A 20,885-nucleotide genomic window follows, 5' to 3' on the forward strand; every position below is an offset into this window, starting at 1 on the left:
TTCGAGACGCCCGCCTTTGGCGGGCCCTCAGGATGAGGTCGGAGTATGTGGCCGCAGTCTCGACGAGCGCTGTTGCCGCTAGCCTCATCTTGAGGAGACCGCGGAGCGGTCGTCTCGAAGGACGAGGCGCTCGCTCTACCTCAGACGCTATTGCTTGATCTCAGGCTCGACGAGCTTCGCCAGATTGCGCAGCGATTCCTGCCAGCCGAGATAACAAGCCTCCGGCGGAATGACGTCGGGGATGCCGGCCTGCGTGATATCCAGCTCAGTGCCGACGGATACCTTCTTCAGGATCACGGTGACCTGGATTTCGCCGGGCAGATTGGGGTCGTCGAACCTGTCGGTGTAGCGGAGACGTTCGCCGGGAACGAGCTCGAGATATTCGCCGCCGAAGGCGTGGCTGTTGCCCGTCGTGAAGTTACGGAACGACATCTTGAACGTACCCCCGACCTTCGGCTCGAAATGATGGACCGTGCAGGTGAAGCCGTTCGGCGGAAGCCATTTCGCCAGCGCATCCGCCTCCAGGAAGGCGCGATAGACTTTCTCCGGGCTGGTCGTCAAAACGCGGTGCAGGCGGACAGTGCTGGGCATGATCATCTTCCTCATGAATCGCCGGGCTCGACGTCAGCGTCTATTGCCCATTCATGTCTAGATGACGGATCAGATACCGCCGATCCGACAGGGCGTCTCGATTTTTTTGATGGATGATTGGCAGACTGCCGCCACGTCGTGCGGCGTCATGGTGAATGCGAGATTGGAGCCGGGGATCGTCGGATTGTTCCGCCCGCCTGCGGCTGATGCGCCGACGGCGAAAGCTGGCCGGCGATCACGCGCTCGACTGCATCGGTCGCACTTATTGATCGAGTCGAATCTGCGCGGTTTTGACGATGTCCTGCCAGCGCGCGATCTCTTCGGTCATCCGTCGCTTGAGCGGTTCGGGGCCTCGCTGGTCCGGCGGTGGCAGGATCAAGCCTACCAGTTCGAGCCGTCTCCGCACGCCGTCATCGTCGAGCGCTGCGCAAAGCGCATCCGAGAACCGGTCGCGAATGGCGTCAGGCGCGCCTTTCGGCAGGTAGAACGCGAACCAGCTCGATGCGACAAACTGTGGAAGCCCTGCTTCCCTGGCCGTCGGTGTCTCCGGCAATTGCGGAACCCGCGCTGCGGCCGAAACGGTCAGGAAACGCAGATTGTTGTCACCCAGGAAGGGAAGAACGTCGCCCAACAATCCACAACTGAAGTCGCTGCGGCCGGCGATCAGGTCGGTCATCGCCAGTGCTGATCCCCGATATGGCACCTCGACCGGCTTGAATCCGATCACGGAGGTGAACAGCAGACAGCTGATGTGGCTGATCGAACCGACACCCGCATGGGCCAAGGTGAGGTCCGGGCCGCGCGCCTTGGCGATCGCGATGAACGACGCCATGCTGTCCGCGCCAAGGTCGCGGCGAGCGACGACGAGGATCGGCGTTTCCGCGACCAGGCCAATCGGCGTGAAATCAACCAGCGGGTCGTAACGCAGATTCGGATACAGCGCGACCGATGCCGCATGCGTCCCGACGTGACCGCTGACGAGCGTATAACCGTCGGGCGCGCTTTTTGCGACGCGCGCTGAGCCGGTCGTGCCGCCCGCCCCGGCGATGTTCTCGACAATGATCGGCTGCCCGAGTTTTCGCGACATGTGTTCGGACACGATCCGGCTCATCACGTCATTCGGGCCGCCAGCCGCGAACGGGACGATCAACGTGATCGGCCGTGATGGGAAGGGCGACTCGGCATGTGCCGCATTCAACATTGACAGCATCGCAGCTGCGAGGAGGGCCGTATGCTTGCGTTTCAGAATCATATGGCCTCACTCCGCATCAGGGGCGTCGTCTTGCGCAGCACTGGCCGGTCGATCGGCACAGGCCGCGAGGACACGATCGACCTCACGGGCGGACAGGCCGATGTATCGAGCCGGGTCCGCAGCCGCCTCGATCTCATGCAGGGCGATGTGGGCCGTCACGGCCGGATCGCGCGAAAGGCTCTGGGCCAATGTCAGGCCCGAAGCGATCGCGTGCGTGCATGCCGCGCTCACCATCTCGTGCGCATGATGGCGCCCGACGTGTAGAGCCAGCGCCATCATGACGGCCTCGGCGGCGATGAGACCCTGTGTCCGCCCGAGATTGGCCTGCATCGCATCGGGTCTGACGACCAGTCCGCCGCAGAGGCGAACAGCGTTGTCCAAGGCCCGGGAGACCAGTACGAATGCTTCCGGCAGCAGCGACCATTCGGCCTGCCACGGTCCCGTCGCCCGTTCATGGTCGTGGACCGAAGCGTCGAGCATGGCGCTCGCGAGCCGGCGCAACGACAGTCCGGTGCTGAGAATCTGCTCACAGATGATTGGGTTGCGCTTGTGCGGCATGGTGCTGGAGGCGCCGTGGCCCTGGCCGCCTGGCTCCAGCACTTCGCCGACCTCAGTCTGCGCCATCAACACGACATCGGTCGCGATCTTGCTCAAGGTCGCGGAGATCAGCCCAAGCAGGCAAACCGTCTCGGCCAAACTATCGCGCGCGGCGTGCCATGCCACCAGAGGTTCGCCGAGTTCGAGTTCGCTGGCCAACGCAGCGCGGACGCTGTCGCCATTGTCGCCGAGTGATGCGAAAGTGCCGACCGCACCGCCGAACTGGACCTGGAGGACTCTTGGTTTGAGTTCGGCGAGACGTTGCCTGTGCCGCAGCAGGCCCGACAGCCAGACGGAAACCTTGAATCCGAAGGTGATCGGGATCGCGTGTTGAAGTTTGGTCCTGCCGACCATGGGCGTATCGCGGTGGGTCCGCGCCAGATCCGCAAGCGTCGATATCAGGCGCGCCAGATCGCGGTGGATGAGCTCGAGCGCGTCGCGGATCTGCATCACGAGCGCGGTGTCCATGATGTCCTGACTCGTGGCGCCCCAATGGACGAATTCGCCATGGGGGGTGCCGGTGAGTCGGATCAACTGCTCGACCAGATTCACGACCGGCAAACCAGCGCGCAGAGTTCCCGCCGCCAATTCGTCGAGGTCGAGTAGTTCAGTACGTGCAGCGGAGGCGATCGCAGCAGCAGCCTCGGCAGGAATCACACCGAGCTGCGCTTGAACCTTCGCCAGCGCGACCTCGACCAGAAGCATGGACTCAAGCGAATTGCGCTCACCGAACATGGTGCGCATCGGGGCGGTGCTGAAAATGTCGGCGAGGTGGCGGCTGCTGAAGACCGTTCCGGGCTCGAAACTCAGCATGGCCGTATCGCGATCATGGATGAGCGAACGCGCGCGCGTTCAAACCAGTCGGCAAGCCTCAATCCGAGCTCATGAATGGCGACTCTTACCTTGCGGGCGTATGGCGACGTCTGAGTAAAAAATAGCCGCATCGGTCGGTATCGGTCCCTCCGTCGTCGCGCTCCATTGCGCGCCGTACGGCTTGGCATCGATCAAGCCTAGATTACCCCCTCGTTTTGTAAAAATGCATTATTGCGATACATGCGTTCTGAATTGGAGAACGCGGCGAGCGCCCCCAAAATACTCTGAATTCGGATATTGCAAACCGTAATCGGGTTGGGTTGCAGATCGTCGCCGAGAAAATCAGAGCCGCTACGAAAGCTTCATCGGGCGCGATCTGGTCTCCGTGCGGCGGAGCCGACGCATGTGGCGCTCGGCAGCCCTCCCAGAGCAGCTGGCGCCGAACGATGAGTGCTCGGCAGCGTGGCGTCATGTCCCTAGCCGGGCTCCCGAGGCGTTAAATTCGGTCAAGCCTTGCAAATGGTGAGGATGAGGTATACGTTGAGGCTGTTCGTTCAGCCGCTGTGCCTTGTTGAATGCGCCCGCGGGCTCCTTTTCCATAGACATCGACGAATAGAATTTGTTCTGCGTGACGATCACGCGGAACCTGCGCGTATGCGCTTTGGAGAAGAAAATGACGACAGGTACTGTGAAGTGGTTTAACGGCCAGAAGGGCTTTGGATTCATTCAGCCGAACGACGGCGGCAACGATGTGTTCGTTCACATCAGCGCGGTCGAGCGGGCTGGTCTTGCAGGTCTCGCTGAAGGCCAAAAGGTCAACTTCGAGCTCAAGACCGACAAGATGCGGGGCAAGGTCAGCGCTGAGAATCTCTCGCTGGCCTAAAGCCTTGGTGCCGTTTCACGGATGTACTGAAACGGCCATGCCACCCGCTCGATCCCAGGATTGAGCGGGTTTTTGTCCGTTGCAGAGCAGGGTGAATAATGAGCGCCAAGAGACCGGCCGAACCGTCACCCGAAAGCATCGCGCGTACTAACCGTCAGCGTTTGGCCGCTGAGGAAGGCGCTCGGGCGATGGTGGATGTTGGAAAGCAAGCCGTCGATGTTCGCAAGAACATGGCGCGGCTTCGAGAGCTGCGCGAAGCCAAGGAAGCGGCAGACGCCGCCCTTCAGGCATCGTTGCCCGCGGCCACCCCGACGAAGCGCAAGAAGAAGGTGACGCCATAGCTGCCTTCCATTGCGCCAACGACAATTCGGAGAGGGCCGATCACATGCCAAAGAGTGCGGATCGTGCCTAGAATCAAGTCGGATGGCGGTGGCACCATCACCTTCTTTCTCGCGCTTGGCGCAGGACGACAGATGTGCCGTCTTGCGACGACGTTCCTGACGCAGAAGCAGGCTTTCAGTTATCTTCGCAAGAACCGGACCGAGTTAGAGCGCATGGCGCGGGCGCAGCTCGCTTCCGGGGCAGTTGAAGACGGAATCGTCGTGCTCTCGATGCTGTAGATCAGGCAGATTTCGGCGCCCCCGCTTCAGCGGAATTCGCCGTCGGAGCCTGGTACCGTCCGCGCTTATTCGGAACGGCTTCCCGGCTTCGCTTCGCGGGCCAATCGCTCCGCTTTCAGCCGTTCGCGATTCTCGTTGAAGGAGTTCTGGTCCTTCGCATAGTCATTGATCGGCTTCTGCGTTGTCGCAGGCTTGAACGCCTTGTTGGCTTCACGCTTGGCGCGATCAGAGGATTGATCTTTCGACATTTAAGCCCTCAATTTGATCAAAGAGCGTGGTCCTGGCGAGTGCCGGACGCGACGCCACCCGTGCCCGAACTGAAAGGCCGACTTGCCATCCTCGGAAGCGAAGGCGACCAGTTCTTCAGCGTGGGGCAGGGTCTTTGCGAGGCGTGCTGCACTCGCTGTGGAGATGGCATGCTGGCATTTCCGGGCATGCTCTCATTCCCGGGAGCACGCCGGTCGAGGGAGCAACGGCCGGCCGCCGCGTCTGTTCCTCGCGAACCAATCTTTAATCCAGCCTTCGCGGCGCGGCAAGCGTGCCGATCGTGCGATGCAGCCCCTTCGGCGTCAACAAAAAGGCCGCCGAAGCCGGCGGCCTTTCGCGTCGTGAGATGAGCCCGCTTACTCGGCGGCCTGCTTTTGCGGCGGATCGAGCGCGCCGGACTTGTGGATATCGGCGACCTGATGGTCCGAGAAGCCAAGCACGGTGCGCAGGATCTCGTCGGTGTGCTCGCCGAGCAGCGGGGAGCGCTCCACATCGCTGGGGGAGTCCGACAGCTTGATCGGGTTGCCGACCGAGATGTACTTGCCGCGGGTGGGGTGGTCGACCTCAACCACGGTGCCGGTCGCGCGCAGCGACTGGTCCTCGGCGATCTCCTTCATCGACAGGATCGGGCCGCAGGGGATGTCGTCCTTGTTGAGGATTTCCATCGCCTCGAACTTCGTCTTCGTCATCGTCCACTGTTCGATGCGGCCGAAGATCTCGTTCAGGCGCGGCAGGCGGACGGCCGGCTTGGCGTAGTTCGGATCGGTCTTCCAGGAGGGCTCACCGATCACGTCGCAGATCTTCTCCCAGACCGGGGCCTGGGTGATGAAGTAGATGTAGGCGTTGGGATCGGTCTCCCAGCCCTTGCACTTCAGGATGCGGCCGGGCTGGCCGCCGCCGGAATCGTTGCCGGCACGCGGCACGGCATCGCCGAACGGAATGCCTTCGCCGAACTGGCTGTATTCCTTGAGCGGGCCGTGGGCGAGGCGCTGCTGGTCGCGCAGCTTGACGCGCGCGAGGTTGAGCACGCCGTCTTGCATCGCAGCCGTCACCTTCTGGCCCTTGCCGGAATGGGTGCGGTGATAGAGTGCGGTGACGATGCCGAGCGCCAGATGCAGACCGGTGCCGCTGTCGCCGATCTGCGCGCCGGTGACCAGCGGCAGGCCGTCGCGGAAGCCGGTGGTGGAGGCGGCGCCGCCGGTGCACTGTGCGACGTTCTCATAAACCTTGCAGTCTTCGTACGGTCCGGGGCCAAAGCCCTTGATCGAGGCGACGATCATCTTCGGGTTGATCGCCTGGATCTTCTCCCAGGGGAAGCCCATGCGGTCGAGCACGCCGGGGCCGAAGTTCTCGACCAGCACGTCGCACTTCTTGATGAGCTCGGTGAGGACTTCCTTGCCCTTGGGGTTCTTGGTGTCGAGCGTGATCGAGCGCTTGTTGTGGTTGAGCATGGTGAAATACAGGCTGTCCACGTTCGGGATGTCCTGCAGCTGGCCGCGGGTGATGTCACCCACGCCCGGGCGCTCTACCTTGATCACGTCGGCGCCGAACCAAGCGAGCAACTGCGTGCAGGTCGGCCCGGACTGGACGTGGGTGAAGTCGAGAATGCGAACGCCCTCGAGCGCTTTTGTCATCGTGTTGCTCCTGTTACTCTTCTGTTTCCGTCATGCCCGCGAAGGCGGGCATCCATTATTCGCTGAAGGTTCAGTTGGGCCTCAGTGCTCGCCTCAAGGATGATCTGGCGATTACTGGATTCCCCGCCTGCGCGGGGAATGACCCGGCGGCTGGTTACTTCTTCTTCTGCAGAACGCTCTGCGGATTGAGGTTGCCGATGCGGCCGCTCTCGGAACCGGCGGCCGGATCGATCACGGCGTTGATGAGCGTCGGCTTGCCCGAGGCCATGGCTTCGTTGACGGCGCGCTTGAGCTCGTCCGGCGAGGTGGCGTTGACGCCGACACCGCCGAAGGCTTCCATCATCTTGTCGTAGCGGGCGCCCTTGACGAACACCGTCGTCGCCGGATCGGCATTGGCGCCGTTGACGTCGGTGCCGCGATAGATGCCGTCATTGTTGAAGATGACGACGCAGATCGGCAAATTGTAGCGGCAGATGGTCTCCACTTCCATGCCGGAGAAGCCGAAGGCCGAGTCGCCTTCCACCGCGAGCACGGGATGGCCGGTCTCGAGCGTAGCCGCGATCGCCTGGCCCATGCCGATGCCCATCACGCCCCAGGTGCCGACGTCGAGGCGCTTGCGTGGGCGATACATGTCGATGACGCCGCGGGCGAGGTCGAGCGTGTTGGCGCCCTCGTTGACGAGGATCGCCTCGGGATGATCCTTGATGACGTTCTTCAGCACGCCGAGCGCGCCGTGATAGTCCATCGGCGATTTGTTGTTCATGAGCTTCGGCGCCATCTTGGCGACGTTCTCTTCGCGCTTGGTCGAAATCGCCTTGGTCCATTCGACCGGCGGCGCGGTCCAGCCCGACGCCATCGCCTGGTTGAAGGCGGAAACGACCGAGCCGATGTCGCCGACGACGGGCGCGACGATCTCGACGTTGGAGTCCATCTCGCGCGGTTCGATGTCGACCTGGATGAACTTCTTGGGCGCTTCGCCCCAGTTCTTGCCCTTACCGTGCGAGAGCAGCCAGTTCAGTCGGGCGCCGATCAGCAGCACGACGTCGGATTCCTTCAGCACCGTCGAACGGGCGGCGCCTGCGCACTGCGGATGCGTGTCAGAGAGGAGGCCCTTGGCCATGCTCATCGGCAGGAAGGGAATGCCGCTCTTCTCGACGAAGGTCTTGATCTCCTCGTCGGCCTGCGCGTAGGCCGCGCCCTTGCCGAGGATGATGAGCGGACGTTTTGCGCCCTTCAAAACATCAAGCGCGCGCTTGATCGAAGCGGGCGAGGGGATCTGCGCGGGAGCCGCGTCGATCACCTTGACCAGCGACTTCCGGCCGGCATCGGCGTTCATCACCTGGCCGAACAGCTTTGCCGGCAGGTCGAGATAGACGCCGCCCGGACGGCCGGAGACGGCGGCACGGATGGCACGGGCAAGACCGATGCCGATGTCCTGGGCGTGCAGCACGCGATAGGCTGCCTTGCACAGCGGCTTGGCGATCGCCAGCTGGTCCATTTCTTCGTAGTCGCCCTGCTGGAGGTCGACGATCTCGCGCTCGGAGGAGCCTGAGATCAGGATCATCGGGTAGCAGTTGGTGGTGGCGTGCGCGAGCGCGGTGAGACCGTTGAGGAAGCCGGGAGCGGAGACGGTGAGGCAGATGCCGGGCTTCTTGGTGAGGTAGCCGGCGATGCCCGCCGCATAGCCGGCGTTCTGCTCGTGGCGGAACGAGATCATGCGAATACCGGCCGCCTGGGCCATGCGGCCCAAATCCGTGATCGGGATGCCCGGCACATTGTAGATGGTGTTGATGCCGTTCAGCTTGAGCGCGTCGATGACGAGATGAAAGCCATCCGTCAATTCCTGCTCGGTGCCCGGTGCTTCGGACTTGGTCGCGGTATTCAGCATGGGCCTTGTCTCCCTGGTCTCAAGATGCCGTTTCAGGCTTTAGGGGCGATGCCTCGCCCTTCTGGTGAACGTTGCTGGCTAGAAGAGTTCCTGACCATGCGCTTCGACGTAAGCGGCAAGGCCAAGGGTGTGATCGCGGGCGCGCTTCTCGGCGAGCTCGGTATCGCGCGCCTCCAAGGCTTCGATCATGCCGAGATGCTCGGGGAGCGACGTCGCGGTACGGTCCTTGCGTCCGATGGTCAATTGCCGATAGCCACGCACGTGCAGCAGCAAGTCGTTGGTGAGATCGACCAGCACCGGTGATTCCGACAGCGAGATCAGCGCCTGGTGGAAGGCGATGTTGGCGCGCGAATATTCCTCGACGTGATCCTCGGGCAGGCGGTCTTTACCAAAATCCTTGAAGTAGTCGCGCAGCGCCGTGATGTCTTTCTTTCGCGCTGTGGCGGTGATGAGGCGGGCCGCCATGCTCTCCAGCGCCGCCCAGGCGCGGATCATGTCGACGATCTCGCTCTTGGTCCTCCGCACCACCATGATGCCGCGGCGCGGGACCGTCTTCACGAAGCCGTCCTGCTCGAGCATCGCGATGGCTTCGCGGATCGGCGTGCGGCTCACACCCAGGCGCTCGGACAACGCCCGCTCGTCGAGCATCACCGGCTCGGGTGTCGAGTAGATGTCCATCTTGAGGATGGCTTCCTTCAAGGCGTCATACGCCTTGTTCTTGAAGCTCGACTCCGGGGCAATACGAACGATTGCGATATCTGCCTCGGCCATGTTCGGCAACGCCTTGGTTGGTTTCCGCAGTGACACGACGAATCTCCTCCAGTGGGAGTCGTCTTTTACAGGATTATTAACGGGAAAGTTTTTGGCATACCAAATACCAGAATGTCAAGCTGCCTATTTTTTGCAGCGTTCTAAGGTGCGCTGCAGCTTGACAAGTTGGCTTCTGGCATACCAAATGCCATCGCCAGCCATTTTTGATCCAAGCCGGCGGAGTAATCTCGGCTTTATGCCACTCCGTTCCGCGACATGGAACAGAGCGCGGCGAATGGAAAGCATCACGGGCAGCCGCAACACGCGCGCGCTTCGAGAACGCAAGAACCAAGGTCAAGGGAGAGCCACATGTCCAATTCCAAAGATGCCGTCCGCAAGGTGCTTGACCAGGTCAAGGCGGACAAGCGCACCAGCCTGACCGCGCCGGAAGGCAAGCTGGTCTGCGACGCCTACGGCATTCCAGTGCCGAAGGAGGGTGTGGCGAAATCGGCCGGCGAGGCCGGCAAAATGGCCGCCTCGATGGGCTTTCCGGTGGTGATGAAGATCGTCTCGCCGGACATTCTCCACAAGACCGAAGCCGGCGGCGTCATCGTCGGCCTCAAGACGGCCGAAGACGCCGAGAAGGCCTACGAGACGATCCTGTCCAACGCCAGGAAGTACAAGTCCGACGCCAAGATCGAGGGCGTCCAGGTGCAGCAGATGCTGGCCGGCGGCACCGAAGTGATCGTCGGGTCGATCACCGATGCCTCGTTCGGCAAGCTGGTTGCCTTCGGCCTCGGCGGCGTGCTGGTCGAAGTCCTGAAGGACATCACCTTCCGCCTCGCGCCCGCGACCAAACAAGACGCGCTGTCGATGCTCGACGGCATCCAGGCGCATGAGATTTTGAAGGGCGTTCGCGGCGGCGAGCCGGTGAACCGCACCGCGCTTGCGGATGTCATCGTCAAGGTCTCGCAGCTCGTCACCGATTTCCCCGAGATCGTCGAGCTCGATCTCAACCCGGTGTTCGCGACGGCCAAGGCCGCGATCGCGGCCGACGTCCGCATCGTCGTCGACTTCGCTTACGTGCCCAAGCCGAAGCCGCGCCCGACCGAAGAGATCGTCGCGGCCATGAGCCGCATCATGCAGCCGAAGGCGGTTGCCGTGGTCGGCGCTTCGGCCGAAGACGGCAAGATCGGCAATTCCGTGATGAAGAACCTCATCAACGGCGGCTACAAGGGCGACATCTACCCGATTCATCCCAAGGCCGCCGAGATCCTCGGCTACAAGGCCTATAAGAGCGTCAAGGACGTGCCCGGCGTGATCGATACCGCGGTGTTCGCCATTCCCGCGAAGTTCGTCGCCGCGGCGCTCACCGAATGCGGCGAGAAGAAAATTCCCGGCGCGGTTCTGATCCCGTCCGGTTTCGCGGAAGCCGGCGCGCCGGAGCTGCAGGCCGAGATCGTCGAAGTCGGCAAGAAGTACGACATCCGCCTGATGGGCCCGAACATCTACGGCTTCTATTATACGCCTGCCAATCTCTGCGCGACCTTCTGCACCGCCTATGACGTCAAGGGCCACGCGGCGCTGTCCTCGCAGTCGGGCGGCATCGGCATGGCCATCATCGGCTTCTCGCGTTCGGCCAAGATGGGCGTGTCCGCGATCGTCGGCCTCGGCAACAAGTCCGATATCGACGAGGACGATCTGCTCGCCTTCTTCGAGCAGGATCCGAACACCAACCTGATCGCGCAGCACTGCGAAGACCTCAAGGACGGCCGCGCCTTTGCGGAAGCGGCAAAGCGCGTCTCCAAGAAAAAACCGGTCATCGTGCTCAAGGCCGGCCGCACCTCGGCCGGCGCGAAGGCGGCCTCGTCGCACACCGGCGCGCTCGCCGGCAACGACAAGATCTACGAGGACGTCCTCGCGCAGTCCGGCGTGATCCGCGCCCGTAGCTTGCGGCAACTGCTCGAATTCGCCCGCGGCGTGCCGGTGCTGCCGACGCCGAAGGGCGAGAACGTGCTGATCATCACCGGTGCCGGCGGGTCGGGCGTGCTGCTGTCGGACTCCTGCGTCGACAACGGCCTGTCGCTGATGTCGATGCCGGCAGATCTCGATGCTGCCTTCCGCAAGTTCATCCCGCCGTTTGGCGCGGCCGGAAATCCCGTGGACATCACCGGCGGCGAGCCGCCGATCACCTACGTCAACACGGTGAAGCTCGGCCTGACGGACGAGCGCATTCATTCGCTGATCCTCGGCTACTGGCACACCATCGTCACGCCGCCGATGGTGTTCGCCCGCAACATGGTCGAGGTGAAGAAGGAGATGGGGGCCAAGGGCTTCGTGAAGCCGATCGTCGCCTCGCTCGCCGGCGACGTCGAGGTCGAGGAGGCCGCCGAATATCTCTACCAGAACGGCATCCCGGCCTATGCGTATTCGACCGAGCTGCCGGTCGAAGTCCTCGGCGCCAAGTACAAATGGGCGCGCGGAGCAGGGCTGCTCTGAGGCTGCCTTCGCCTCTCCCCGCCTGCGGGGAGAGGCCGGAATTTGCACAGCAAATTCCGGGTGAGGGGCACTCTCCACAAGTCCGTCTCTCACCGTATTCGCGGAGATAGCCCCTCACCCCGACCCTCTCCTCGTAAGAACGGGGCGAGGGAGGGCAGGCGGCTCGCGTCTTGTCTGATTGGCAATGCAGGTCGCGATGAGCAAGAACGTGATCCGACGCAAATCGATCGAGCCCCGATCGTCATCGGAGCCTGACCACGACGCGCGCGACGGCGGCGTGCAATCCGTTGATCGCGCGCTGTCGATTCTCGAAACATTGTCCGAAGACGACGAAGGCTATCGCCTCAGCGATCTCGCCGTTCGCACCGGGCTCTCGGCCTCGACCGTACACCGCCTGCTGGCGACGCTGGAAAGCCGCCGCTTCGTGCAGTTCGACCGCGCCGAATCCAAATGGCATGTCGGCGTGCGCAGCTTCACGGTGGGCGCGAGCTTTGCCCGGCGGCGCAATTTCAGCGCCCAGGCTATTCCCTATTTGCGCAAGCTGCGTGATCTCACCCGCGAGACCGCCAATCTCGCCGTGGTCGACGACGAGTTCATCATCGTGCTGACCCGCATGGAGAGCCGTGAAATCATGCGTTCGCTGACCAAGGTCGGCGGCCGCGTTCCGATGGTAACGTCGGGCGTCGGCAAGGCGGTGCTCGCGACCTATTCCGACGAGGACGTCGGTGCCGTGATCCGCCATCACGGCATGCCACGCCTGACCGAGAAATCCATCGTTCGGCCGAGCGATCTGTTCCGGGAACTTGCAGCGATCCGGAAGCAGGGTTTTGCGGTGGATGACGAGGAAGCCGAGATGGGCCTGCGCTGCGTCGCCGCCGTGGTCTACAACGCGCTCGCCGAGCCGTTGGCGGCGATCTCCGTTTCCGGCTTGACCAGCAGGGTCACCGATGCGCGGCTGCCGGAGATCGGCCGTGTGGTGCGCGAGGTTGCGGCGGAACTGACGGCCGCGCTCGGGGGTGTGACCCCGGTCGCGAAGCCAGCCTGACCCCGGTTCGCGGTCCGTCGTGGCCCGTTGAAGAAATCAGCTCTGGCGGCAGCTGCCCCGACATCGGTATATCCACGCACCGTTGTCGCCTCCTTTTTAGGAAAAGTCATGCCGTCAGAGCTCCGTTCGCCCCGTCTCGCTGTCCTGATCGATGCCGACAACGCTTCGGCAAAGATTGCCGATGGACTGTTCGAGGAGATTGCCAAGATCGGCGAGGCCAGCGTTCGCCGCATCTACGGCGACTTCTCCAATGCCAGGTCCAGGGGCTGGGCCGACATCCTTTCCAAACACGCCATCATCCCGCAGCAACAGTTTGCCTATACGACCGGAAAGAATGCCTCCGACATCACCCTGGTCATCGACGCGATGGACCTGCTTCACAGCGGCCGGTTCGACGGCTTTTGCCTGGTGTCGTCGGATAGCGATTTTACCCGTCTGGCCGCCCGGATCCGGGAGCAGGGCATCGATGTCTTTGGGTTCGGCGAACAGAAGACGCCGGAGAGCTTCCGGCAGGCCTGCCGAAGGTTCGTCTACACGGAGAACCTGCTTGCCGCGCCGGCGCACACCCAGGACGCCGCTTCGAGATCGAAATCGCTTCAGCCGCTCGATGCCGCGACCCCCATCATCAAGAAGGTCATCACCCAGATGGAGAGCGAGGACGGCTGGGTCACGCTCGGGGAAGTCGGCCGCCAACTTGCCAATCTCGCGTCCGATTTCGATCCGAGAACGTTCGGCTTCCGCAAGCTGAGCGACCTCGTGCGCAAGACCAATTCCTTCGAGATCGACGAGCAGAACGGGAGGTCAATGCGGATTCGGGTCAAGCCCACTGCCGCAGCGGCCCCGAGACGACGGAACTCGCGCAGGCCCGCGAGGTCAGGGGCGGCAGGCGCTTCGCCGCCTAAAGCGTAAGCAGGGCGTGCCGTTATATTTGCGCTTGCCCGGTCCGGTGCAGGGCGTAACCATCGCGGGACCGTAACGCCACGCGAGGCTCCCGATGACTAAACTTACCCGCTTCGCCGTCGCACCGCTGCACGCGATGACCCGGCGCCTGGCCGATGTCGCCTCCGCGCGTCTCGCGCCGGATCTCGTCGTCACGGGCGCGCGGGTGCTTTCGACCTATTCGGAGCGCATCCATCAGGGACGTGAGGTCTGGATCACCGGCGGCCGCATCGCGGCGGTGAAGCCGGCTGGAATAGCCAAGAAGGCCTGGAGCGGCGTCACGACCTACGATGCCGCGGGCGGCATTATCGCGCCGGGCCTGGTTGATCCGCACATCCACATTGAATCCTCGATGGTGACTGCCTGCGCCTATGCCGAGGCCGCCCTGCTCAACGGCACCACCACGATCTTCTGCGACAGCCACGAGATCGGCAACGTCATGGACGTCGCCGGCGTCGAGGCGATGCTGGAGGACGCGCGCGAGGCGCCGCTGTCGATCTTCTTGACAGTGCCGAGCACGGTGCCCGCGACTTCGGCCGCACTGGAGACTGCGGGCGGCGACCTCACACCGGACAAGATCGCCGGCCTGTTCGACCGCTGGCCGGAGGCTGTCGGGCTCGGCGAGAAGATGGATTTCGTGCCCGTGACCATGGGCGATGAGCGCAGCCACGCCATCCTCGCCGCCGCCCTGAAGCGTGGGCGGCCGGTGTCCGGCCATGTCTATGGCCGCGAATTCGTTGCGGCTTATGCGGCATCCGGCGTCACGGATACCCATGAGGCGATCGACCGCGACATCGCCGACGATTTGCTCGATGCCGGGGTCTGGGTCTTCCTGCGCGGGGGACCGCCGACCACACCGTGGCACTCGCTGCCGCAGGCGATCCGCACTATCACCGAGCTCGGCGCTTCGCACAAGCGCACGGCCGCGTGCACCGACGATCGCGACGCCGATGATCTCCTGCTGTTCGGTCTCGACTGGGTGGTGCGGGAGGCGGTGAAGGCGGGAATGTCGCCCGAGCAGGCCTGGTCGATGGGCTCGCTGCATGGCGCGACGCGCTTCAACATGGACAGCGATATCGGCGGGCTCGGCGGGGGGCGCCGCGCCGATCTGGTGCTGATGGACGACAATCTGAAGCCGCAATGCACCTGGTATGGCGGCGAGCTGGTGGTCGAGAACCGCAAGATCACGCCGCGGCTCGATCAGGCATTGTCGCAGCGATATCAATACCCGAAGGCGGCCTACGCGACTGTGAAGCTGCCGGAGAAGCTGAAGCTGACGCCGGAGCTGCCGGCGAAGGCCTGCACCGTCAACGCCATCAAGACCGCGTTGCCCGGCATCACGCTGATCCATGAGAAGATCGAGATCGAGCCGGCCAAGGATTGGCCGGAATTGTTCGCGCGCTACAGCCTGTGCTTCGTCACGGTGGTCGAGCGCCACGGCAAATCGGCCGGCAATGTCGCCTATGGCCTCTTGAAGGACTTTGGCCTGAAGCGCGGCGCGGTCGCCTCCAGCGTCGGGCACGACAGCCACAACATCATCGTTGCCGGTACCAACGAGGCCGACATGCAGGTCGCGGTGGCCGCCATCAAGGAGCAACAGGGCGCCGTCTGCCTCGTCGCCGAGGGCAAGGTGAGGGCGCTGGTGCCGCTGCCGATCGCCGGTCTGCTGTCCGACAAGCGCGTTACCGAAGTGGCGGAAGAGGTCAAGGTGCTGAAGAAAGAATGGGCGGAAGCCGGCTGCACCATCCCCTACATGGGCTTCAATTTGATTCCTCTATCGGTCATTCCGGAAATTCGCATCACCGACAAGGGCCTCGTGCTGGTGCCGCAGATGGAGCTGGCGCCGCTGTTCGAGTGAGCGCTTTCACGCGAGTCTCGACCTAACCGACTGAAGCCGCCGCGATTTTTTCGCGGCTGCCGCATCGTGGAAAATAAAATCGATCTCGTTGAGTGAAGCCCTCGCGGGCCCGATGATCTCGCTCGAGCCAATGCAACTCAAGCGAGGTCCGATATGGCGAAGATGCGAGCCATCGATGCTGCCGTGCGAATTCTGGAGAAGGAAGGCATCTCGACTGCCTTCGGCGTTCCCGGGGCCGCGATCAATCCGCTGTACTCGGCGCTGAAGAAGCGCGGCTCGATCCGCCATATCCTGGCGCGCCATGTCGAGGGGGCCTCGCACATGGCCGAGGGTTATACGCGGGCCAAGGCGGGCAATATCGGCGTCTGCATCGGAACCTCGGGGCCGGCGGGCACCGACATGATCACCGGGCTCTATTCGGCGATCGCCGATTCCATCCCGATCCTCTGCATCACCGGCCAGGCGCCGCGGGCGCGGCTCTACAAGGAGGATTTCCAGGCCGTCGACATCGAATCGATCGCAAAGCCCGTGACCAAATGGGCGGTGACCGTGCGCGAGCCCGGGCTGGTGCCTCGCGTGTTCAGCCAGGCCTTTCACATCATGCGCTCGGGAAGGCCTGGCCCGGTCCTGATCGACATGCCGCTCGACGTGCAGCTCGCCGAGATCGAGTTCGACGACGAGACCTATGAGCCGCTGCCGGTCTACAAGCCCACCGCGACGCGCAAGCAGGTGGAGAAGGCGCTGGAGATGCTCAACGCGGCCGAACGGCCGCTGATCGTCGCGGGCGGCGGCGTGATCAATGCCGACGCCTCGGATTTGCTGGTGGAATTCGCCGAGATCGCCAACGTGCCGGTCGTGCCGACGCTGATGGGGTGGGGGGCCATCCCCGATGACCACGTGCTGATGGCCGGCATGGTCGGTCTTCAGACCAGCCACCGTTACGGCAATGCCACCATGCTCGAATCCGATTTCGTGCTGGGCATCGGCAACCGCTGGGCCAATCGCCACACCGGCTCGGTCCAGACCTACACCAAGGGCCGCACCTTCGTGCATGTCGACATCGAGCCGACCCAGATCGGGCGCGTGTTCAACCCCGACCTCGGCATCGTCTCGGATGCCAAGGCCGCCCTTGAGCTTTTCGTCACCGTCGCCAGGGAGTGGCGCCGGTCAGGCAGGTTGCGCGAGCGCCAGGCGTGGCCCGCTTCCTGCCGCGACCGCAAGAAAACGATGTTGCGCAAGAGCCATTTCGACAACGTTCCGATCAAGCCGCAGCGCGTCTACGAGGAGATGACCAAGGCCTTTGGCCGTGACACCTGCTACGTCTCCGTGATTGGCCTGTCGCAGATTGCCGGGGCGCAGTTTCTGGGGGTATACAAGCCGCGCAACTGGATCAATGCCGGGCAGGCCGGGCCGCTCGGCTGGACGCTGCCCGCGGCGCTCGGCGTGCGCGCGGCGTGTCCGGATCGCGACATCGTCGCGCTCTCCGGCGACTACGACTTCCAGTTCCTGATCGAAGAGCTCGCGGTCGGGGCGCAATTCAATCTGCCCTATATCCACGTCGTCGTGAACAACTCCTATCTCGGCCTGATCCGCCAGGCCCAGCGTGGCTTCGACATGGACTATCACGTCCAGCTCTCCTTTGAGAACATCAACGCGCCCGAGCTCGGCGGCTATGGTGTCGACCATGTTGCGGTCGCCGAAGGCCTCGGCTGCAAGGCGATCCGCGTCACCGACCCGAAAGACTCGCAGGCGGCGTTCGCGACCGCGCGCGAATTGATGGCCAAGCATCGCGTGCCCGTGATGGTCGAGTTCATCCTCGAACGTGTCACCAACATCGCGATGGGCACCGAGATCGACAACATCGTCGAATTCGAGGAGGTGCTGGATCTGCCGCTCGACGACGTCGCGACCGCGCGGCCCGGCGTGCTGCAGCCGGCGGAATAGGGAACAGCATCATGCCGAAATTCGCCGCCAACCTCACCATGCTCTTCAACGAAATGCCGTTCGTGGACCGCTTCGCCGCGGCCAAAGCGGCGGGCTTTTCCGGGGTCGAGTACCTCTTCCCCTATGATTTCGACAAGGCGCTTTTGCGCGAGCAGCTCGACCGCCATGGGCTGACGCAGGTGCTGCACAATCTGCCGGCCGGCAATTGGGCGGCAGGCGAGCGCGGCATCGCGATCTTGCCGGATCGTGTCGGCGAGTTCCGGGACGGCGTGTTTCGCGCCATCGACTATGCCAAGGCACTCGATTGCGAGCAGCTCAACTGTCTCGTCGGCATCGCGCCTGTCGATGCCGACCCGCGTGAGCTCAACGAAACGCTGGTCGGGAATCTGCGGTTTGCAGCTTCGACCCTGGCGCGCGAGAACATCAAGCTTCTGGTCGAGCCGATCAACACGCTCGACATTCCCGGCTTCTTCCTCAACGGCACCGAGCAGGCCGTGCAGCTGGTCTCCGAGGTGCGCTCAAACAATCTGTTTGTCCAATACGACATCTATCACATGCAGATCATGGAGGGCGATCTCGCCCGTACCATGCAGGAATATCTGCCGCAGATCGCGCACATCCAGCTCGCCGACAATCCAGGTCGTCACGAGCCCGGCACCGGCGAGATCAACTTTCCCTTCCTGTTCCGCCATCTCGACGCGATCGGCTATCGCGGTTGGATCGGTTGCGAATACAAGCCGCGCACTACGACGCTGGAAGGCCTGTCCTGGCACGCCGCGCAGACTTTCGAGACCTGAGGAAACCGTAGACATGATCGACATCGGCTTTATCGGACTTGGCACCATGGGACGGCCGATGGCCGGTCATCTTCTGGCCGCAGGCCATCGCGTTCTCCTGCAAGATGTCGGGCCGGTCGCACCCGAGCTGATCGCGGCCGGCGGCGTTGACTGCAAGTCAAGCAAGGAGGTCGCGGAGGAGGCGGATGCGGTCATCATCATGGTGCCGGATACCCCGCATGTGGAGGCCGTGCTGTTCGGCAAGGACGGCGTCGCGGGCGGCGTTTCCAAGGGCAAGATCGTGGTCGACATGAGCTCGATCTCGCCGCTGGCGACCAAGGAATTTGCGAAGAAGATCGAGGCGCTCGGCGCGGATTATCTCGATGCACCGGTGTCAGGCGGGGAGGTCGGTGCCAAGGCGGCAAGCCTCACCATCATGGTCGGTGGCCCCGAGCGCGCCTTCAACACCATGAAGCCGATCTTCGACCGGATGGGAAAGAACGTCACCCGCGTCGGCGCCAATGGCGACGGCCAGACGACGAAGGTCGCCAACCAGATCATCGTCGCGTTGACGATCGAGGCGGTCAGCGAAGCGCTACTGTTCGCGTCGAAAGCCGGTGCGGATCCGGCGCTGGTGCGGCAGGCCCTGATGGGCGGCTTTGCGTCGTCCCGGATTCTCGAAGTGCATGGCGAGCGCATGGTGAAGCGCAATTTCGATCCCGGCTTCCGCATCGAGCTGCACCAGAAGGATCTCAACCTCGCGCTTGAAGGCGCCCGCGCGCTCGGCCTGTCGCTGCCGAGCACGGCAGTGGCGCAGCAACTATTCTCGTCCTGCGCCGCGCATGGCGGCAAGGACTGGGATCACTCGGCGATGGTGCGCGCGCTGGAACTGATGGCGGGCCACGAGATCGCGGCGGCCTGAACTGTTACCGGGTAACAGTCTCCGGTTTTGGTGCCGTCTAGATCGGGCGGGGAACCGGAACAATGATCCGGCCCCGCGGTTGAAGGCGCACAACAATCACTGGAGACATAAGCACATGAAAACCCGTCTTGCGATTTCGTTGGCTGCCGCGTCGCTGCTGGCGTCGAGTGCGGCCTTTGCTCAGTCGACGACCGAAGAGGGCGCCAGGAACGGCGCACGCGCGGGCGGCGACATCGGCGGCCCGGTCGGAGCGATGGTCGGTGGTACCGTCGGGGCGGCGGTCGGCGCTGGTCTGGAAATCCCGAATGCGATCCTCGGCGGAATTCCGCGTGATGATTCGGTCGTGGTCCACGAGCGCGTCGTGGTCGGCGAGCCGCTGCCGCCGACCGTGGTGCTGCGGCCCGTGCCGAACTACACCGAATATCGCTATGCGGTCGTGAACGATCGCCGCGTGATCGTGGAGCCGCGCACGCGCCGCGTCGTCAAGATCATCGACTGATCGATCAGAGCGTGAGCTTTGAAGAGACGGGCCCTGCGGAGCGTCACTCCGCGGGGCCTTGACTCGAGAGGGCCGAATTTACGCGAAACCGCGTCATGGCCCAATCGGCGATGGCCGCCAGCGCGAAGCCGATGCAGGTGGTGCCGGCATCGACCAGAAAGTCCTCCAGCCGCGGATGTCGTCCCGGTGCCCAGAATTGCATCAGTTCGAGCAGGCCGATCAGCACCACGGCGATGGCTGTCGCCGACAGGCGGCGGCGCGGATAGGCGAAGCCGAAGGCTAGTCCCACCAGGACGAAGGCAAGGGCATGCTCGCCGTCCTGGCCAAGGTCGGAATGGGGCCGCAGGCCGGGCGGACCGAGGGTTGCAAAGGCGACGGCGGCGGCAAGCAGCCAGGCAGAGGAGCGAACCAAAATGGACATCCGGACCGCTTAGCACGGATTGCAGCAGCTTGCCGAGGCGCCGGGATCAGATCGCCGTGTAGTTAATGACGAAACGTTAAAGCGGCTCGCGCACGCCCAGGCCGTGCATGAAGCGTTCCCGGATTTGTACGGGATCGCGTCGGGTGGCGCCGACGCCGGGCTTGTCATCGATACGAACGGCGATCAGGCTGGGCTCGCCAGCCGACATGGCTTCCTCGACCAGACGCTCGAAATCCTCCTCGTCCGCGGCCCAGGCGCTATTGGCAAGCCCGGAGCCGGTCGCGATGGCGACGATGTCAGCTACGTTCGCGGCCGGTGTCGGCTGCGCGCCGGTGATCTGGTAGATGCCGTTGTCCATCACGATCATGATGAGGTTCTTCGGCTTCAACGCCGCGATCGTCGAGAGCGCGCCGAGCTGCATCAGGAGCGAACCATCGCCTTCGAGCGCAAAGACGCGCCGGTCCGGTTGCGCCAGCGCCACGCCCAGCGCGATCGGGAAGGCGAGGCCCATGCTGCCGAGCATGTAGAAATTCTGCGGACGGTGGCCGGCGGCCCAGAGGTCGAAATTGGTATTGCCGATGCCGCCGATCACGGCTTCCTCGTGCTCGAGTTTCGCGATCAGGCGCGAGGTGACGTCGAAGCGGTTCATCACTTTGGTGTTGCGCGCGTCTGTCTTCATTTGGCCGT

General features: G+C 63.5%; 20 protein-coding genes. 11 read left to right on the forward strand and 9 right to left on the reverse strand.

The window, feature by feature from the left end:
- Positions 1–147 precede the first annotated feature (147 nt).
- From ABIB80_RS12140 to pcaB, 3 genes are all read right to left on the reverse strand, one after another.
- Entirely contained in the window at positions 148–591 is a 444-nt protein-coding gene (locus tag ABIB80_RS12140; protein ID WP_007593330.1) for an SRPBCC family protein, read from the reverse strand.
- Between the two features lie 262 nt (positions 592–853).
- Positions 854–1,843: a Bug family tripartite tricarboxylate transporter substrate binding protein gene (locus ABIB80_RS12145; protein ID WP_007593328.1), complete on the reverse strand. Its 990-nt coding sequence runs from the start codon at positions 1,841–1,843 to the stop codon at positions 854–856.
- Between the two features lie 6 nt (positions 1,844–1,849).
- Complete coding sequence (gene pcaB / locus ABIB80_RS12150; protein ID WP_354127487.1) at positions 1,850–3,253, reverse strand: 3-carboxy-cis,cis-muconate cycloisomerase; 1,404 nt, start codon at positions 3,251–3,253, stop codon at positions 1,850–1,852.
- Positions 3,254–3,926: 673 nt separating this feature from the next.
- Here pcaB and ABIB80_RS12155 point away from each other — a divergent pair.
- From ABIB80_RS12155 to ABIB80_RS12165, 3 genes are all read left to right on the forward strand, one after another.
- A complete protein-coding gene (locus ABIB80_RS12155; protein WP_007593324.1) occupies positions 3,927–4,136 on the forward strand; it encodes a cold-shock protein in 210 nt (69 codons plus the stop codon).
- Between the two features lie 98 nt (positions 4,137–4,234).
- Positions 4,235–4,477, forward strand: coding sequence for a hypothetical protein (locus tag ABIB80_RS12160; protein ID WP_007593322.1), 243 nt, complete (start codon positions 4,235–4,237; stop codon positions 4,475–4,477).
- A gap of 54 nt (positions 4,478–4,531) precedes the next feature.
- The gene (locus tag ABIB80_RS12165) at positions 4,532–4,756 is read left to right on the forward strand and encodes a hypothetical protein (RefSeq protein WP_007593316.1); all 225 of its coding nucleotides are present in this window, start codon (positions 4,532–4,534) and stop codon (positions 4,754–4,756) included.
- Positions 4,757–4,821: 65 nt separating this feature from the next.
- On the opposite strand, the gene ABIB80_RS12170 is transcribed toward ABIB80_RS12165, so the two are convergent.
- The 4 genes from ABIB80_RS12170 to ABIB80_RS12185 all read right to left on the reverse strand — a co-directional run bounded on the left by ABIB80_RS12170 (position 4,822) and on the right by ABIB80_RS12185 (position 9,316).
- Positions 4,822–5,004: a hypothetical protein gene (locus ABIB80_RS12170; RefSeq protein ID WP_007593314.1), complete on the reverse strand. Its 183-nt coding sequence runs from the start codon at positions 5,002–5,004 to the stop codon at positions 4,822–4,824.
- A gap of 375 nt (positions 5,005–5,379) precedes the next feature.
- Complete coding sequence (gene frc, locus ABIB80_RS12175) at positions 5,380–6,657, reverse strand: formyl-CoA transferase (RefSeq protein WP_007593311.1); 1,278 nt, start codon at positions 6,655–6,657, stop codon at positions 5,380–5,382.
- 154 nt (positions 6,658–6,811) lie between these two features.
- On the reverse strand, positions 6,812–8,545 hold the full coding sequence (gene oxc, locus ABIB80_RS12180) for an oxalyl-CoA decarboxylase (protein ID WP_219680904.1): 1,734 nt from the start codon (positions 8,543–8,545) through the stop codon (positions 6,812–6,814).
- Between the two features lie 78 nt (positions 8,546–8,623).
- On the reverse strand, positions 8,624–9,316 hold the full coding sequence (locus tag ABIB80_RS12185) for a GntR family transcriptional regulator (protein ID WP_197031202.1): 693 nt from the start codon (positions 9,314–9,316) through the stop codon (positions 8,624–8,626).
- 348 nt (positions 9,317–9,664) lie between these two features.
- Here ABIB80_RS12185 and ABIB80_RS12190 point away from each other — a divergent pair, with 348 nt between their 5' ends.
- The 8 genes from ABIB80_RS12190 (at position 9,665) to ABIB80_RS12225 (ending at position 19,777) form a co-directional block, all read left to right on the forward strand.
- Positions 9,665–11,794 carry an acetate--CoA ligase family protein gene (locus tag ABIB80_RS12190; protein WP_354127488.1) on the forward strand — a complete coding sequence of 710 codons (2,130 nt, stop codon included), beginning with the start codon at positions 9,665–9,667 and terminating at the stop codon, positions 11,792–11,794.
- A 196-nt stretch (positions 11,795–11,990) separates the two neighbouring features.
- A complete protein-coding gene (locus ABIB80_RS12195; RefSeq protein WP_354127489.1) occupies positions 11,991–12,839 on the forward strand; it encodes an IclR family transcriptional regulator in 849 nt (282 codons plus the stop codon).
- A gap of 108 nt (positions 12,840–12,947) precedes the next feature.
- Positions 12,948–13,748, forward strand: a complete 801-nt coding sequence (locus ABIB80_RS12200) for an NYN domain-containing protein (protein ID WP_007593304.1) — start codon at positions 12,948–12,950, stop codon at positions 13,746–13,748.
- An 85-nt stretch (positions 13,749–13,833) separates the two neighbouring features.
- Positions 13,834–15,636 (forward strand): adenine deaminase, encoded by a 1,803-nt coding sequence (locus ABIB80_RS12205; protein WP_354127490.1) that lies wholly within the window; start codon positions 13,834–13,836, stop codon positions 15,634–15,636.
- A 153-nt stretch (positions 15,637–15,789) separates the two neighbouring features.
- Positions 15,790–17,580 (forward strand): glyoxylate carboligase, encoded by a 1,791-nt coding sequence (gcl, locus tag ABIB80_RS12210; RefSeq protein WP_354127491.1) that lies wholly within the window; start codon positions 15,790–15,792, stop codon positions 17,578–17,580.
- A gap of 11 nt (positions 17,581–17,591) precedes the next feature.
- The gene (hyi, locus tag ABIB80_RS12215; protein ID WP_354127492.1) at positions 17,592–18,377 is read left to right on the forward strand and encodes a hydroxypyruvate isomerase; all 786 of its coding nucleotides are present in this window, start codon (positions 17,592–17,594) and stop codon (positions 18,375–18,377) included.
- 13 nt (positions 18,378–18,390) lie between these two features.
- Positions 18,391–19,278 (forward strand): 2-hydroxy-3-oxopropionate reductase, encoded by an 888-nt coding sequence (locus tag ABIB80_RS12220; protein ID WP_354127493.1) that lies wholly within the window; start codon positions 18,391–18,393, stop codon positions 19,276–19,278.
- A 115-nt stretch (positions 19,279–19,393) separates the two neighbouring features.
- Positions 19,394–19,777: a DUF1236 domain-containing protein gene (locus ABIB80_RS12225; protein WP_007593296.1), complete on the forward strand. Its 384-nt coding sequence runs from the start codon at positions 19,394–19,396 to the stop codon at positions 19,775–19,777.
- Positions 19,778–19,820: 43 nt separating this feature from the next.
- On the opposite strand, the gene ABIB80_RS12230 is transcribed toward ABIB80_RS12225, so the two are convergent.
- Together ABIB80_RS12230 and ABIB80_RS12235 are read right to left on the reverse strand one after the other, a co-directional pair.
- Entirely contained in the window at positions 19,821–20,198 is a 378-nt protein-coding gene (locus ABIB80_RS12230; RefSeq protein ID WP_354127494.1) for a VanZ family protein, read from the reverse strand.
- Positions 20,199–20,274: 76 nt separating this feature from the next.
- Positions 20,275–20,877 (reverse strand): thiamine pyrophosphate-dependent enzyme, encoded by a 603-nt coding sequence (locus ABIB80_RS12235; RefSeq protein WP_354127495.1) that lies wholly within the window; start codon positions 20,875–20,877, stop codon positions 20,275–20,277.
- Between the last annotated feature and the right edge of the window lie 8 nt (positions 20,878–20,885).

This window comes from Bradyrhizobium sp. i1.15.2, assembly GCF_040548425.1.
Classification (GTDB): Bacteria; Pseudomonadota; Alphaproteobacteria; order Rhizobiales; family Xanthobacteraceae; genus Bradyrhizobium; species Bradyrhizobium canariense.

Coding starts and splice junctions, on each gene's coding strand:
- ABIB80_RS12140 (WP_007593330.1), bottom strand. CDS start 591: ATGCCCAGCACTGTCCGCCTGCACCGCGTTTTGACGACCAGCCCGGAG.
- ABIB80_RS12145 (WP_007593328.1), bottom strand. CDS start 1,843: ATGATTCTGAAACGCAAGCATACGGCCCTCCTCGCAGCTGCGATGCTG.
- pcaB (WP_354127487.1), bottom strand. CDS start 3,253: ATGCTGAGTTTCGAGCCCGGAACGGTCTTCAGCAGCCGCCACCTCGCC.
- ABIB80_RS12155 (WP_007593324.1), top strand. CDS start 3,927: ATGACGACAGGTACTGTGAAGTGGTTTAACGGCCAGAAGGGCTTTGGA.
- ABIB80_RS12160 (WP_007593322.1), top strand. CDS start 4,235: ATGAGCGCCAAGAGACCGGCCGAACCGTCACCCGAAAGCATCGCGCGT.
- ABIB80_RS12170 (WP_007593314.1), bottom strand. CDS start 5,004: ATGTCGAAAGATCAATCCTCTGATCGCGCCAAGCGTGAAGCCAACAAG.
- frc (WP_007593311.1), bottom strand. CDS start 6,657: ATGACAAAAGCGCTCGAGGGCGTTCGCATTCTCGACTTCACCCACGTC.
- oxc (WP_219680904.1), bottom strand. CDS start 8,545: ATGCTGAATACCGCGACCAAGTCCGAAGCACCGGGCACCGAGCAGGAA.
- ABIB80_RS12185 (WP_197031202.1), bottom strand. CDS start 9,316: ATGGCCGAGGCAGATATCGCAATCGTTCGTATTGCCCCGGAGTCGAGC.
- ABIB80_RS12190 (WP_354127488.1), top strand. CDS start 9,665: ATGTCCAATTCCAAAGATGCCGTCCGCAAGGTGCTTGACCAGGTCAAG.
- ABIB80_RS12195 (WP_354127489.1), top strand. CDS start 11,991: ATGAGCAAGAACGTGATCCGACGCAAATCGATCGAGCCCCGATCGTCA.
- ABIB80_RS12200 (WP_007593304.1), top strand. CDS start 12,948: ATGCCGTCAGAGCTCCGTTCGCCCCGTCTCGCTGTCCTGATCGATGCC.
- ABIB80_RS12205 (WP_354127490.1), top strand. CDS start 13,834: ATGACTAAACTTACCCGCTTCGCCGTCGCACCGCTGCACGCGATGACC.
- gcl (WP_354127491.1), top strand. CDS start 15,790: ATGGCGAAGATGCGAGCCATCGATGCTGCCGTGCGAATTCTGGAGAAG.
- hyi (WP_354127492.1), top strand. CDS start 17,592: ATGCCGAAATTCGCCGCCAACCTCACCATGCTCTTCAACGAAATGCCG.
- ABIB80_RS12220 (WP_354127493.1), top strand. CDS start 18,391: ATGATCGACATCGGCTTTATCGGACTTGGCACCATGGGACGGCCGATG.
- ABIB80_RS12225 (WP_007593296.1), top strand. CDS start 19,394: ATGAAAACCCGTCTTGCGATTTCGTTGGCTGCCGCGTCGCTGCTGGCG.
- ABIB80_RS12230 (WP_354127494.1), bottom strand. CDS start 20,198: ATGTCCATTTTGGTTCGCTCCTCTGCCTGGCTGCTTGCCGCCGCCGTC.
- ABIB80_RS12235 (WP_354127495.1), bottom strand. CDS start 20,877: ATGAAGACAGACGCGCGCAACACCAAAGTGATGAACCGCTTCGACGTC.